The 13,947-nt window shown below is 54.5% G+C and carries 12 protein-coding genes; 8 read left to right on the top strand and 4 right to left on the bottom strand.

Annotated features, from left to right (window positions below; translation table 11 throughout):
- Positions 1-13: 13 nt before the first annotated feature.
- Positions 14-1,210 (bottom strand): hypothetical protein, encoded by a 1,197-nt coding sequence (locus NTX17_07750; GenBank protein MCX5801262.1) that lies wholly within the window; start codon positions 1,208-1,210, stop codon positions 14-16.
- A 387-nt stretch (positions 1,211-1,597) separates the two neighbouring features.
- Positions 1,598-2,656 carry a sigma-54 dependent transcriptional regulator gene (locus NTX17_07745; protein ID MCX5801261.1) on the bottom strand — a complete coding sequence of 353 codons (1,059 nt, stop codon included), beginning with the start codon at positions 2,654-2,656 and terminating at the stop codon, positions 1,598-1,600.
- A gap of 318 nt (positions 2,657-2,974) precedes the next feature.
- Here NTX17_07745 and NTX17_07740 point away from each other — a divergent pair, with 318 nt between their 5' ends.
- Both NTX17_07740 and NTX17_07735 read left to right on the top strand, forming a co-directional pair.
- Positions 2,975-3,892, top strand: coding sequence for an ATP-binding cassette domain-containing protein (locus tag NTX17_07740; GenBank protein MCX5801260.1), 918 nt, complete (start codon positions 2,975-2,977; stop codon positions 3,890-3,892).
- 30 nt (positions 3,893-3,922) lie between these two features.
- Positions 3,923-4,690: an ABC transporter permease gene (locus NTX17_07735; protein ID MCX5801259.1), complete on the top strand. Its 768-nt coding sequence runs from the start codon at positions 3,923-3,925 to the stop codon at positions 4,688-4,690.
- A gap of 7 nt (positions 4,691-4,697) precedes the next feature.
- Here the strand turns inward: NTX17_07735 and cysK are convergent, their stop codons facing one another.
- Positions 4,698-5,624, bottom strand: a complete 927-nt coding sequence (cysK, locus tag NTX17_07730; protein MCX5801258.1) for a cysteine synthase A — start codon at positions 5,622-5,624, stop codon at positions 4,698-4,700.
- 114 nt (positions 5,625-5,738) lie between these two features.
- Between cysK and NTX17_07725 the strand changes: the two genes are divergently transcribed.
- The 4 genes from NTX17_07725 to NTX17_07710 all read left to right on the top strand — a co-directional run bounded on the left by NTX17_07725 (position 5,739) and on the right by NTX17_07710 (position 10,126).
- A complete protein-coding gene (locus NTX17_07725; protein MCX5801257.1) occupies positions 5,739-8,096 on the top strand; it encodes a S9 family peptidase in 2,358 nt (785 codons plus the stop codon).
- Between the two features lie 58 nt (positions 8,097-8,154).
- A complete protein-coding gene (locus NTX17_07720) occupies positions 8,155-8,778 on the top strand; it encodes a class I SAM-dependent methyltransferase (GenBank protein MCX5801256.1) in 624 nt (207 codons plus the stop codon).
- Between the two features lie 67 nt (positions 8,779-8,845).
- Positions 8,846-9,346 (top strand): DUF1003 domain-containing protein, encoded by a 501-nt coding sequence (locus NTX17_07715; GenBank protein MCX5801255.1) that lies wholly within the window; start codon positions 8,846-8,848, stop codon positions 9,344-9,346.
- Positions 9,347-9,622: 276 nt separating this feature from the next.
- Entirely contained in the window at positions 9,623-10,126 is a 504-nt protein-coding gene (locus tag NTX17_07710; protein MCX5801254.1) for an isoprenylcysteine carboxylmethyltransferase family protein, read from the top strand.
- A gap of 16 nt (positions 10,127-10,142) precedes the next feature.
- Here the strand turns inward: NTX17_07710 and NTX17_07705 are convergent, their stop codons facing one another.
- Entirely contained in the window at positions 10,143-12,380 is a 2,238-nt protein-coding gene (locus NTX17_07705; protein MCX5801253.1) for a protein kinase, read from the bottom strand.
- 344 nt (positions 12,381-12,724) lie between these two features.
- On the opposite strand from NTX17_07705, the gene NTX17_07700 reads away from it, so the two are divergent.
- Together NTX17_07700 and NTX17_07695 are read left to right on the top strand one after the other, a co-directional pair.
- Positions 12,725-13,534 (top strand): hypothetical protein, encoded by an 810-nt coding sequence (locus tag NTX17_07700; GenBank protein ID MCX5801252.1) that lies wholly within the window; start codon positions 12,725-12,727, stop codon positions 13,532-13,534.
- A 138-nt stretch (positions 13,535-13,672) separates the two neighbouring features.
- Positions 13,673-13,864 carry a hypothetical protein gene (locus NTX17_07695; protein MCX5801251.1) on the top strand — a complete coding sequence of 64 codons (192 nt, stop codon included), beginning with the start codon at positions 13,673-13,675 and terminating at the stop codon, positions 13,862-13,864.
- Positions 13,865-13,947 lie beyond the last annotated feature (83 nt).

Below are 13,947 nucleotides of genomic sequence, written 5' to 3'. Positions count from 1 at the left end.
CGCCTCTTGTGCCTTAGTTCGACGTCATCTCCTTCAGAATGAACTCCGCCTGCGCTCTCGACGTGCGCGCGTCAAAAACAAGAGCAGTGCTCTCCGCGCTGTTCGGCTGGACAGTCAGCGTCCTGATCTTGTCTTCTCCGCTGCCCATCCCTTTCAGCAACTCACTTCCGGACGTCACCACGATATTGCCGGGGATCTTCCCCGCGTCCCTGGCTTCCAGGAATAGAAGCCGGTCGCAATTCTCGACTTCACTTATTATGTCTATCACGTTGTAGTTCTTTGCTCCAAGCGTGAACGTTATCGGATAACTCTTCCCGAAGATCAGGTCACGCAACTGGAGGCCCAGACCTTTGTGGCTGAACAGGACCTCGCCGGAGCTCAGAAGATTGACCTTCTTCCCATGCCGGTTCGTGATACTGATCTTACAGATCCAGTTGGGCAGCTTCCTCGACGGCGCCACCTCCGGTGCGGGCCCGAGGGCCGGACCGAACACCGAATTGAGGACATCGATCATCTCCGTCTCGGCAAGCGGCTCCAGCGCATAGTATAGAATCTTGTGCGCGCGATAGTCGGCCTCGGACTTGGAGCCCTGAGCCCCTATAACGACTACTTTCACATCGGGGAAAGTAGAATTGAAATATTGTACCATATCGGGGCCCTTATTCCCATAAGAAGTTGCATCAATTATGAAGAGCCTGGACTTGTTCCTTTTGAGGGCTTCGGAGGCGGCTTCAGAAGTCTTCGCAACTTCAACCGCGCAACCAAGATCCGTGAGAAGCTCGGCCTGCTGCTTTCCCTTCTTCTCGTCCGTGGTTGCCAGCACGACGCTGCGAGTGGTGCAGCCGAGCAAATCCTCTTCGAGGTTCGTGGGACGAATGTTGGCTATCCATGCGGCCTGGCAGGGTTTCGCCCACGTCTCCGCTTTCGCGCCGGCGAGGGCACTGTTGACTTCGACTACCTCGCCCGTCGCGGGTGAAGGGATGACGCGCTGGGGCCTGCCCGTAATGCTGATGGCTGCAAGCGGTAAACCTCGGTGTACGGCGTCGCCGACCTGCGGGAGCCGTATCGACGAAATGGCCTTAGCATCCTCGCTCGGCAGGAAGGCCCCGACTCTCACTGAATTGTAGGGCGCACGCTGCATCCATGTCTCGTCCAGGAAGTAATATTCCTTCGAGTGCTCCACGGGGAGATTCTTCGTTTCGGCTTTCATGGCTGCCTCCATTTTCGGCTGTAGGTTGTTGCCTCTTGTCAGGGTTATCCGGCGTTGGATCGAAGCCCAGTCAGAGCTTCTGTCTCTCTCTTCGCGCCACTACAACAAGGCAACCAGTGTGCCAAATCCGACGGCATTGGGCAGAATGGCCGTAATCGGTTGTGATGCAGAGAGTTATCGGCGTTGCGGGCGAGACCGGCTCGCAGAGAGTCCCTGGCTGTCGTGAGAGTGAAAAGCCGCGCATTCATCGTGTAATCGTAGGACAATAAAGAGATTATGAAGACGGAGGCACAACAACGCTCGCGTATGATACTAACATACACTGTATGGATCGAAAAGGAGGAGGATTTTCCTTGAGGGCGCAACGAATCCCGAGGCTACTTGTGACTACGCCAGATCCTTCGACGTCAGGCCGTACTTGCGCATGAGTGCGTGGAAGTTTGTGCGCTGCATGCCGACTTCCTGCGCCGCCTTGCTCACGTTGCCGTTCGAGCGTTCGAGCGCCTGCATGATGAAACGACATTCGAGCTCCTCAACAATGGATTCGCACATCTGTCGCTTCAGAGCTCTGAACTCTTCCCATGTGCGCGGTATGTTGACTGACGAAGGCGGGAGCGAAGCCTGCTGCATTTCCGGGGGCAAATGATGAGGCTCAATCTCTTCCGAGTCGCACATGATGGCTATGCGCTCCACGATGTTCTTGAGCTCGCGCACGTTGCCGGGCCAGGAATGGCTCTCCATGAGGCGCATGGCTGCCGGTGAGAAAAGTCGGGCCTTGAATTGATAATTCTTGCGGTAGCGTTCGAGGAACGTCATCGCGAGTCGCGCAATGTCTCCTCTGCGCTCTCTGAGCGGGGGCACGTGGATGGGCACGACGTTGAGACGATAATAGAGATCCTCCCGGAACGCAGCGTCTTTCACCATTTCGAGCAGATTCTTGTTGGTCGCAGCGATCAGGCGTATGTTCACTTGGTGCTCGACGGTGTCCCCCACTTTCTTGACCTGCATGGTCTCGAGGACTCGCAAGAGTTTTCCCTGAGTCTCCAGGCTGATATTGGCGACTTCATCGAGGAAGAGAGAGCCTTCATCGGCAACCTCGAATAGGCCTTGCTTCGTCGCGATTGCGCCCGAGAACGAGCCTTTCACGTGACCGAAGAGCTCGCTCTCGATCAAAGAGGGCGCCAGCGAGCTGCAATCGAACGCCAAGAATGGCTTGTCCTTGCGAGGGCTCAGATTGTGGATCGCCCTTGCCACCATTTCCTTTCCGGTCCCGCTTTCGCCCGTGATGAGAACCGTCCCTTGCGTGGGTGCGACACGCTGGATCAACTTGAAGACGCATTCCATGACAGGGCTCTCGCCGATGATACCTTCGAAGCCCCGCCGATCCTCGTCGATGATAAGAATGCGGTGTGCGGTATGAGGGTCTTGTTGTCGAGATTCGGTCATGTGTCGCGCCTTTCGGTGCCGCCAGCTCTCGAGCCTCGGTTTGCCGAGCGCCGCCACCTCTCGGGGTGGGTGCCGTAGAATGTATGATAGAACTATACACTAGCCAGAGTTGAAGGTCAAGGGCAACGTGACTGATGGAACCCTCCTGATGTAATTGTTGTGTATAGGCTGGCACGTACTACAATTCCGACTCGTGCCGGCCCCTCTGGCTTTGCCGGCCGCAGTAACGACTGGCACGTTTTGGGCGGTAATGATATCGTAATGGACGAGCGGCACCTCTCTCCGGGCAAAGGGAGGGAGCGCCGAGGAAGGGACTGAATGAACACCGCGATCGTGGCAAAAGGCCTTACCAAGAAATACGGCGACCTCACGGCGGTCGACGGCATATCGTTCGAAATCAAAGAGGGCGAGTGCTTTGGTTTCCTGGGGCCCAACGGAGCCGGGAAAACGACGACCATAAAGATGATTCACTGCGTGTCTCCTATCACCGCCGGTTCGGTCACCGTCTTCGGAAAGAGATCGCACATCGATAATAGAGACATCAAACTGGAGACCGGAGTGATACCTCAGGAGATTACTCTGGACGGGGATCTTACCGTCTACGAGAATCTCATGGTTTTCGCGAAGTTCTTTGGCATCCCCGGGGCCGTGACTAAGAAAAGGATCGCCGAGCTGCTCCATTTCGTCGAGCTTGATGCCAAGAGCAAGAGCAAGATAGACGAGATCTCCACGGGGATGAAACGAAGGCTTCTTGTCGCGCGAGCGCTTCTGAACAAACCGCGGCTCATCATCGCGGACGAACCGACGACCGGACTCGACCCACAGGCGAGACACCTCATCTGGCAAAGGTTGAGATCGCTGAAGAACCTGGGCACGACACTGATACTGACGACGCAATACATGGAAGAAGCAGAGCAACTTTGTGATCGCCTGGTGATCATGTACGAGGGACGCATCCTCAAGGAAGGATCTCCCAAGAAGCTTATTCTGGACGAGATTGGCACGGAAGTCGTCGAAATAAGAATAGGAGAGGAAGAGGACGAGAAGCTCGTCGCCCGGATGGCGGGAGTCGCTTGCGGGCATGAGCGGGCGGGAGACACTCTCTATTTCTATTGCCGTGACGGCCGCGAAGTGATGAAGAAGGCTGTGGATCTCAATCTTCCGAACGTCCTTAACCGCCCGGCCACTTTGGAGGACGTATTTCTCAAGCTAACCGGACGGAGCCTCATGGAATAGCGAGCCCGTCACGTAATGCGCGAGTGCACGATGAATCTCTCGTATAGAATATACTACGTTTTCTTCCGAAACCTCATTTCGTACAAGAGGTTCATTCTGCCCACCTTCGTGGTCAGTCTCGGGCAGCCGCTCTTCTATCTCGTGACCTTCGGCGTTGGTCTGGGTGCGTACTTGGGACATCTCGGCGGAAAGCCTTATCTGAATTTTCTCGTCCCGGGCATTCTGGTGTCTTCCGTGATGCTCTCGTCGACCTTCGAGTGCCTGTACTACACCTTCGTCAAGATGGTCCATCAGAAGCTGTACGTCTCCATGATAGCGACGCCCGTGTCCGCCGAGGATGCGGTGGCCGGAGAAATAGCCTGGGGAGCCTTCAGAGGATTGATCAGTGGTTCTCTGATGCTGGTCATAGCGATGTTGATGCGGGTATTTCCTGCGTCGATACTCAACGCGCTGCTTCTCCTTCTTTTCATGGTATTCATCGGTGTCCTGTTCGGGTCGCTCGCAATGATCGTGACGGCGTTCGCACCGAACTTCGACTTCTTCAACTACTACACGGAATTGATCATCACTCCGATGCTGTTCTTCTCCGGAGTCTTCTTCCCGCTCGACAGATTCCCCGAGTGGGTGAAGGTGCTGGCCAAGTTTCTTCCCCTCACGCATGCGGTCAACATTTCCCGCACTGCCTTTTCGGGTGAGCTCTCTTCGGGTCTGGCAGGCGACTTCCTGTACCTCGTTCTGCTGGAAGTCGTTGCCTTCTACTCCGGCATCAAGCTAATGAAGAGAAGACTGATAAAGTAGCGGTCGCCTATTCCTCGAATAGCCATGTGCTCAAGTAACGCTCTCCCGTGTCGGGGAGCATCACAACGATCATCTTGCCCTCGCTCTCAGGTCTCTTCGCCACGTCGAGGGCTGCCCACAGGGCCGCGCCGGAGGAGATGCCCGCCAGTATTCCCTCTTCTCGAGCGAGCCTTCTCGCCGCGACACCGGCGTCCTGGTGACTCACCTTGATCACCTCGTCCACCAGGTCCATGCGAAGCACCTCCGGGACGAACCCGGCTCCTATACCTTGAATCTTGTGCGGCCCGGGTTTGCCGCCCGAGAGCACCGGAGAATCGATCGGTTCGACTGCTATCGCCTTGAACGCGGGCTTGCGAGACTTGATTACCTCTGCCACACCTGTGATCGTACCGCCTGTCCCAACGCCGGACACGAGAATGTCCACCTTGCCACCGGTGTCGTCCCATATTTCCACGGCCGTGGTCTTGCGATGGATTTCGGGATTTGACGGGTTGCGGAACTGCTGCGGCATGAAGTATCTCGGATTTGAGGCGGCAAGTTCCTCGGCCTTCCTGACTGCGCCGGGCATCCCCTCGGCCCCCGGCGTGAGTATCAGCTCCGCGCCAAAGATCTTTAGCAGCTTTCGTCTCTCCACGCTCATCGTATCGGGCATGATCAAGATCGCCTTGTAGCCCCTTGCAGCGCACACCAACGCTAGAGCGATTCCGGTGTTGCCGCTCGTGGGTTCGAGAATGATGGTGTCCTCGCGAATGAGTCCCTTGCGTTCCGCCGCCTCGATCATGTTCAGGCCGATTCTGTCCTTCACACTGGAGCCCGGGTTGAACGCCTCGAGCTTTGCGACTATGTCGGCGCGCAGTCCGTCCCCGATTCTACCGAGTCTAACCAGCGGGGTCTTTCCGATGAGTTGTGTGACGTCCTCTGCTATTCTTGCCATCGCCGTTCTCCCATTCTTGGAAACCAGTCCTCAGCTCCGAGACCGTCTGTCGTTTCCCAGATCGTCTGTCATTATAGCACTGTGGAGGTCGTGAGGTTACTCAGGAGGCAAAGGATGAAGACAGGATTATGCGGGCCGTGCGTTCCGTATCTCTTTGTGATAGATTCTGTCCGTATGCACCAGCACGAGCGTGGTTACTCCTTCGTCGTAAGGAAATCTTGGGGGTCAGGGATGAGAACAACGTCGTCGCTAGTCTTCACTCTATCTTGTCTGTTGTGTGTTCTGGTGAATTCGATGGGTCATGCGAGCGAGCTGACCCTCGAGCGCGTCTGCAGTGACCCTGATCTAAACGGGCCACGCCTTCGCGAGATCAAGATTTCACCTGATTGTAGCCGAGTTGCGTTTCTAAGGAATAGAGACGGGGATTCTGAACGATTTGATCTCTGGGTCTATAGCCTCGCGGGCAACAGAACCAGCTTGATCGTAGACTGCGACTCGATTACTGGAGGCGCCGAGACCTTATCGGACGACGAAAAGGCGAGGCGAGAGCGCAAACGTGTCTTTGCGACAGGCATTGTCGAGTACTCCTGGTCAGTCGATGGTCAGGCCCTGCTCTTTGGCCTCGACGGCGACATTTACCGCTACGATTTGACACAACCGCGTGGTCGCGCGATAAGACGACTCACCCAGACGCCGGAATTCGAAGCAGACGCTCGTTTCTCTCCAAAAGGACGCTACGTGTCCTTCATTCGCGAGCAGAACATCTTCATCATTGATCTCACCAGCGGGAAAGAGAGGCAGCTTACCTTCGACGGCACGGGGTTGATCAAGAACGGAGTGGCAGAATTCATCGCACAGGAGGAAATGGACCGTTACACGGGTTACTGGTGGTCTGACGACGAAAAGAACATTGCCTTTACCCAGACCAACGAGAATCTTGTTGACGTGATGCAGCGCTACGAGATCTATGCGGACACGTTCAAAGTTGTCGATGAACGTTATCCAAGGACCGGCACACCGAACGTCATTATCAAGCTGGGTGTGATGAGCGTCGCGAACGGGGACCTAACGTGGATGGACCTGGGAAACAACACAGATATCTATGTCGCACGGGTCGATTGGCTGCCGGACAACAAACACGTGGCGATCCAACGACAAAGCCGAGATCAGAAGGTCTTGGACTTGATGTTTGGCGACATCTCCACAGGACAAACGCGCGTGGTACTGACGGAATCCAGTAAGACGTGGATAAATCTGCACGACGACCTGACCTTTTTCAAGAAGAAGTCCATGTTCATCTGGTCGTCAGAGCGTACCGGTTACAAACACCTCTATCTTTACGATCTTGATGGAAAGCTGGTGCGCCCGCTGACCGCCGGCAATTGGGTCGTACGTAAGCTGGCGCGCGTTGACGAGAAAAATCGCAGGGTGTACTTTGAAGGTTTTGTCAAGGGCCCCCTCGAGAAGCACCTCTATTGCACTTCCTTGTCCACAAACGCCGTCGGGCAGACAAGGCAAATCACGAGCGCTGAGGGTTGGCACGACGTTGAGGGTGGCGACAAGTGCGAATTCTTCGTCGATCGATTTTCCAATCCCGATACACCACCTCAGGTTAGCCTGCGGCGAATGGATGGAACGGTCATCGCGTTCCTTGAGGCCAACAAGCTGGATGGCTCTCACCCGTATTATCCTTATGTCGGCTCTCATTCTTCACCGGAATTTGGAACTCTGACAGCGGTGGACGGCTCTCTTCTCTATTACAGCATTACGAAGCCCGTTCCGTTTGATCCCGGCAAGAAATATCCGGCGATTGTTGACGTTTATGGAGGACCACTGTTCCAGATTGTGATGAAGTCCTGGGGAGAACGCAAAGGACTCTGGGTGCAGTATATGGCACAGCACGGATACGTCGTGTTTGCGTTGGACAACCGAGGCTCGGGAAACCGAGGCAAGGCTTTCGAAGACGCGATCTATCGCGGCCTCGGGAACGTGGAAGTGGAAGATCAGATCGAGGGCACCAACTTTCTCAAGAGCCTGGCCTATGTGGATCCGAACAGAATCGGCATTTTCGGCCACAGCTATGGCGGATACATGGCGTTGCTTTCGATGATGAAAGCCCCTCGCGTCTTCAAAGCGGGAGTTTCTGCGTCTCCGGTCACTGACTGGCTGCTTTACGATACGCACTATACGGAGCGCTATCTCGCAAGGCCGCAAGAAAACGCGGAAGGCTACGAGAAGAGCAGCGCGCTGAAATATATCGAGGGTCTCGATGGAGAGCTGATGATCATTCATGGCATGGCCGATGACAACGTGCTTTTCTTGAATAGCTGCAGGCTCTTCAAGGTGTTGCAGGACAGAGGCATTCTCTTTGAAACGATGACTTATCCCGGCAGCAAGCACAGTCTCAGCGGGAAAAGCGTGCAGACACATTTCTATAAGACTGTGACCAAGTTCTTCGATGAACACCTTTGAACGCGGAGATAAAGGCTGCTATCAAATGAGCGCTCGTATCTGATTTTCTGGAGCCGATATGAACATCCAAGATGCTTACACCAATTGGTCGGTAACGTATGACTCTGATCGCAACCTTACGCGCGATCTTAGTCAGGTTGTCACCAGGAACAGTCTGGCAAATCTCCACTGCAAATCAATCCTTGAGATTGGCTGCGGAACAGGGAATAACACTATCTTTCTTGCGCAAATCGCCGAGAAAGTTCGTGCCCTCGACTTTTCAGAAGGCATGATCGACCGGGCCAAAAGGAAGGTGCAGGCAGAGAATGTGACTTTTGCAATGGCAGACATCACAACGCGCTGGCCGTGTGAAGACGCGTCTGCCGATCTGGTTGTCTGCAGTCTCGTGCTCGAGCACATAGAGAATCTATCTTTCATCTATTCTGAAGCATTTCGGTCTTTGGTTGCCGGAGGATGCTTCTTCGTTTGTGAGCTACATCCCTTCAGGCAATATCAAGGGACCAAGGCCAGTTTTCGGCGCGACGGAGGAACGACTGAGATTCAGGCGTTCATACATCACATCTCCGATTTCCTAAACGTCGCCGAGGCCAGTGGGTTGACGCTCCAGAGTCTGAAGGAGTGGTGGCACGAAGAAGATCAAGACAAGCTACCCAGACTGGTGTCGTTCATGTTTCAAAACTGAGAAATGGATTTCTGATTCAAACCGCGAACACTCTATTGCCTGAACAACCTCGCAAGATGGAGGGGAGATGGACGAAAGAGAGCGTCTGATAGCTCGTGAAGAATTGAGAAAGTTACGCAAGCCAATACATAATGCAAATATTGTGCACAAAGAAAGTCTTAGTGGATTGGAAAAGGCCGCTGTCAGTGTTACAGACCATGTCGGCTCAATGGGGTTTTTCTTAATCATATTTATCTGGACACTATCATGGCTTGCTTGGAATACTCTTGCGCCAAAAGATTTGCGGATCGATCCTTTTCCTGCATTCGTTCTATGGCTCTTTATCTCCAACATGATTCAGCTGTTTCTGATGCCCTTAATCATGGTTGGTCAAAATCTTCAAGGCCGTCATGCGGAAAAGAGAGCAGAGTCTGATTTTGAAGTGAACGTTAGAGCGGAAAAGGAAATTGAGGTCATACTCATGCATCTTGACCACCAAAATGAACTCATCTTGAAAATTCTTGAACATATTGAGAAAGGCAAAGATGGCGAAGAAGACAGCAACGCGCCGCAGCGCATCCAGCCATAAAGCAAGTGAAGACTGCTCTAGCCCCGATCACATGAGGCAATCAAGACGAAACATTTTGGGAATGAAACCGTAATGTACTGCAGGGGTCGGTCAGGGTAATATGTCACATATTTCTGTATACTACATGTTAGGTGAACGCCGTACCAAATGCGGTCCGAGGAGGGCGCGATGCCGTCACTGAGCAGTAGCACAATAAGCCAGTTCGCCATAGTGGCGGGTTGGTTGGGCTTCGCCGTGCTCTTCGTGCGGTACCGTCCCCGCGCACGAGGGCGAAGCGTGGCCGTCGGCAAAGCCCGAGGGAAACGCCTCGCGTTTCTCCTCCAAGGCGTCGCCTTCGCGCTCGCCTTCGCGATCCAGCGCCCGAATCGCGGCATGCTCGCCGAAAGTGCGTCCGCGCTGGATCTCGTGCTCACCGTTCTGGTTGTAGCCCTGATGTGCCTCTCGATCGGGTTCGCGGCCGGGGCAGTCCGAACGCTCGGCCGGCAATGGGCCGTGGGCGCGCGGGTCATAGAGGCCCACAAGCTTGTGACGACCGGGCCCTATGCCTGGGTGCGTCATCCGATCTACGCTGGGATGGGTGGCATGTTGATCGCCTCGGGGCTCGTGCTCAGTTCGTGGTGGGCGCTGGCTATTGCGATTGCCTTCTACGGTGCCGGTACCATCATTCGCGTGCGGGTTGAGGAGAAGTTGCTGTTGGAGGTGTTTGGCGAGGAATACAGGGTGTACCGCGCCCGGGTTCCGGCGGTGTTTCCTTGGCGTGGTGTCGCCTGGCACGTATGAGGCCTCCCGCTCGCAATCATGCCTCAAAGCCCATCTTCTTTATCAGATCCACAAAGCCTGTATCATGACGCAGGTTGTCCCAAACAGGATCCGTCTTAAGAAAGGCGAGCGAAGCATCACGCTCTTCGTAGCACTTGTTCAAGCACTCAATAGAATGCTCGCTCTCTCCCAGACCTGCGTAGATCCGGGCTAGGTAGTACGGAGTCACGGTTTCCTTTTTGGAGAGCTCCTTCAACTCATCACATATATCCTTCGCCTCGCCAGTCCTGCCCGAGACTGAACAGATATATCCGAGAGTTGCCCTCGCGGCCTTGCCACCCGGTCGGGAGGTAGTGAGTCCTCGAACTGTTTCCGTGGCTTGTTCGTACATCCCTTTCAGCGCGTAGGTGAACGCGAGCCAGATGTAGGGACTGTAAAAGTTGGGGTCCATCTCGATTGTCTTCTCGAGCTGCTCTATCGCCTCGTCGTACCTGCGCGCCAAGTATAGAATCTGTCCCAGACAGGCGTTCATGAGAATCGAGAGAGGTTCAAGCTTCACTGCCTGTTTCATATGCATTACTGCTTCTTCGGAATGTCCCAGGTACACCAGCATATGTGCGTTCTGATGGATAACCTCCGCGTTGGAAGGGTTGAGAGCCCAGGCTCGCTTGAACTCACGCTCGGCAGCCGTCAGATCCCAATCGAACCATAGTCTGATGTTCGCCAACGCCAGATGAGCCTCGGCGAGCGCATCATCCATTTCTATCGCCTTCTCTGCTTCTACTTTTGCCTTGCCATACGCGACTTCCTTGGGCAAGCAGCCAATAAGCCCAAACCCAACGTAAGCGTCGGACAAACCCGCAACGGCGAGGGCAAAGTGAGGGTCTTTCTCTATTGCCAACCGAAAATACTCGACGGCCTTGTTGAATCCTTCTTCCGTGTATTTCTCGCTGAACCAACGGCCCTTCAAATACAGATTGTACGCCTCCGGGTCCTCCGTATAGCGCTTCCTGAGTTTCGCCTTGTCGACTCCTGGGACTCGGACCTTCAGCTTGTCCACTATCGCCTGTGAGATCTCATCCTGGATAGCAAAAACATCTTCCAGATTGCGGTCGTATTTCTCAGACCACAGATGATAGCCGTCCGCCACGTTCACAAGTTGCACCGTGATGCGCAACCGGTTACCCGCTTTCTGCACGCTGCCCTCGAGAAGAGACTCCACGTTGAGTTTCCTCCCGATCTCTCGCACGTCTGTCTCTTTTCCTCTGAATGAAAAAGCCGACGTTCTGGCTACCACACGCAGATCCCGCACCTGCGTGAGAGCGTTGATCATGTTTTCCGCCATGCCGTCACAGAAGTACTCTTGCTCGGGGTCTGCGCTCAGATTCGCAAAGGGCAGTACGGCTACTGAGGACCGAGGCTTTGATAGTGCGGCCGTTTCAATAGAGGTTGCGGTTCCCATGTCCTTTTCGGGACTCGCGAGGTCGGCGATGAGGTCTCCCGCGCTCTGATAACGTTCAGCCGGATTCTTGAGCATGGCCCTGCTGACGATCTGCTCCAATCCGGCCGGGATTCCGGAACGCAATACCGATACGGGCTGCGGGCTTTCATTGAGAATTGAATACATGACCGACATCTCGTACTCGCCCCTGAAGGGCAACTGCCCGGCCAGCATCTCATAAAGCGTAACTCCCAGGGACCAGATATCCGTTCGATGATCTGTCGCCTGTCCCCTCACCTGCTCGGGAGACATGTACGCCGCGGTGCCGGCGCGCTTGTCGGTTCTGGTCAAACCCGTCTGGCCAGCCAGCTTTGCCAACCCGAAGTCTACTATCTTCACGTATCCATCGTCCGTAATGAATAGGTTGGCAGGTTTTATGTCTCGATGCACGATGCCTTGCTCGTGGGCCTTAGCCAGACCTTGCCCGATCTGCATTGCAATCCGGATGGCCTCCCCTGGTTCGAGCCATCCTTTCTCGATCTTCTGTTTGAGAGTCTCGCCTTTGTAGCAGGCCATTGATATGAACATCTCGCCGTTCTCGGTCTCGTCGATTTCATAGATTGTGCAGATGTTGATATGATCGAGTGCCGAGGCGGCCTGTGCCTCTCGAACAAAGCGCTCTTTGGCTTCGAGGTTGCGAGTAAGTTCAGGAGGGAGAAACTTGAGCGCAACAATCCGTCTTAGCTTGATGTCTTCGGCTTTGTAGACGACGCCCATCCCGCCTTCGCCGAGCCTTTCGAGGATTCTGTAGTGAGAGATTGTCCTACCGATCATATGGAAGTCACGTGTCGCTTCAAGGTGTGAAGCGTCCTGGCCTTGGACCTCAACAGCGTTAGACTGTCACGGGCATTCTAATGTGTGAAGAGCGCTAATGCAAGATGAGGCCGGGCGAGGCCATGAAGAATGCTGAAGATCCAGGGACTTGAGCACTTGGGGATTGCCCGCTTTGAGTGGCCTGACAGACGTCAGGCCCATTATTGTCTGTAAGGGAGAGGCGTAACTGACGCTTTTCCATTGCGTTGGCGGTGTTTCCATGATATACTATCTGTTTGCGCCGGAGCAGATAGTGGCGATTTTTCGGTAAGGACACTAAGACCCCGGAAAGGCGGGACGAGATTATGATAAGAGTTCGCAATTGTGAAGCAACGATCGTGTCGGCGGGCCTGATAGTTTCTTGTTTTCTTCTATTGTGTGCTGCGGCACTAATTGCTTCTGCCGGCGAGTTATATGTGCCGTCAACTGCAGGATACGGAGTAAGTTACTCTGCTTCTTCTTCGGGCAATTATCGGTTTACAATCACGGCAGGTGCATGGTCACCCTGGCCTGAAGGAAGTCCTGACGATCAAGGCTGGAGAACGTTTGTTCAAGTTTACAAGAATCGCCCTGTTACATATGAAGCGGACTCGGCAAATCCCGGAAAATGGAGACCGGTTGGCTCCGATTATGGAGTTGGAGACCCAATCTATCAAAGTACATATGCGACGGCAGAAGCAATAGGAATAGGTCTTTTTGTTGATATTCCTTTGAGTGTGAATGACTATGTTGTGCTACTTACTCCAGACCACCAAGATTGTTTTGATCACAATAGAGGAGGGGTCTCTTTTTCGATAGAGAATCTTACGAATGAGGTGCGCGTCGAGGCAGTTCCAGCCACGTATCGCGCTTATCAGAACTATCCCAATCCGTTCAATCCTGTGTGTACGATCCGGTACGAGTTGCCTCGGGCAGGTAGAGTGAACTTGAAGGTGTTTGATGTGAACGGCTCTATTGTGCGCACTCTCGTTGACGGCTGGCGTGAGCCCGGCGGGTGCAGCGAGATCTGGGATGGCAGAGGAGACGACGGCAGCGCACTGCCCTCCGGCGTCTATCTCTACCGCTTCCAGGCGGGCGACTTCGTGGCCACGCGGAAGATGGTGCTGTTGCATTAAGCGCGCTCGTCGGCTGTGAACGTGGTGCACGGTGGTGGGAACGCTGTTTACACTCGTGGCACTGACAGACTGGCCGAAGCCTCGCGCTCGCCCTGTTTAAAGGAGTTGGGCATCGCGGAGAGTCAGAAGGAAACCCTGATGAGTGCAGATGACAGGGAGAAGCCAGTTGCGAAGCGTTCGAGGAAGGTGCGTGGCGGGGCTTTCATTGGCGCAGGTGTAGCCATCGGAGTTGCGCTCGGCGCCGCCATGGACAACATGGGAGCCGGTATAGCCATAGGCATAGCCATGGGCGTCGCGATCGGGATCGCGCTTGATCAAGCGAGGAAATAGAGGGTTCGGCGCCCATGCGACGACGCGGCAGTCAGCCAAGAGCCCACACTCTGGTATACATCAACGGCTCTAGCAAGCAGAAG

The sequence above is a fragment of the Candidatus Eisenbacteria bacterium genome (genome assembly GCA_026388185.1).
Taxonomy (GTDB): Bacteria; Eisenbacteria; RBG-16-71-46; order JAFGJU01; family JAFGJU01; genus JAPLKG01.
The sequence above is the reverse complement of the archived record's forward strand: the minus strand, read 5'-3'. Positions and strand labels throughout refer to the sequence as shown.

What these genes read in the sequence shown, in the direction of transcription:
- NTX17_07705 (MCX5801253.1), bottom strand. Translation starts at nt 12,380, where the DNA reads ATGATCGGTAGGACAATCTCTCACTACAGAATCCTCGAAAGGCTCGGC.
- NTX17_07725 (MCX5801257.1), top strand. Translation starts at nt 5,739, where the DNA reads ATGAAGACAGGATTATGCGGGCCGTGCGTTCCGTATCTCTTTGTGATA.
- NTX17_07700 (MCX5801252.1), top strand. Translation starts at nt 12,725, where the DNA reads ATGATAAGAGTTCGCAATTGTGAAGCAACGATCGTGTCGGCGGGCCTG.
- NTX17_07750 (MCX5801262.1), bottom strand. Translation starts at nt 1,210, where the DNA reads ATGAAAGCCGAAACGAAGAATCTCCCCGTGGAGCACTCGAAGGAATAT.
- NTX17_07735 (MCX5801259.1), top strand. Translation starts at nt 3,923, where the DNA reads ATGAATCTCTCGTATAGAATATACTACGTTTTCTTCCGAAACCTCATT.
- NTX17_07745 (MCX5801261.1), bottom strand. Translation starts at nt 2,656, where the DNA reads ATGACCGAATCTCGACAACAAGACCCTCATACCGCACACCGCATTCTT.
- NTX17_07715 (MCX5801255.1), top strand. Translation starts at nt 8,846, where the DNA reads ATGGACGAAAGAGAGCGTCTGATAGCTCGTGAAGAATTGAGAAAGTTA.
- NTX17_07720 (MCX5801256.1), top strand. Translation starts at nt 8,155, where the DNA reads ATGAACATCCAAGATGCTTACACCAATTGGTCGGTAACGTATGACTCT.
- NTX17_07695 (MCX5801251.1), top strand. Translation starts at nt 13,673, where the DNA reads ATGAGTGCAGATGACAGGGAGAAGCCAGTTGCGAAGCGTTCGAGGAAG.
- NTX17_07740 (MCX5801260.1), top strand. Translation starts at nt 2,975, where the DNA reads ATGAACACCGCGATCGTGGCAAAAGGCCTTACCAAGAAATACGGCGAC.
- cysK (MCX5801258.1), bottom strand. Translation starts at nt 5,624, where the DNA reads ATGGCAAGAATAGCAGAGGACGTCACACAACTCATCGGAAAGACCCCG.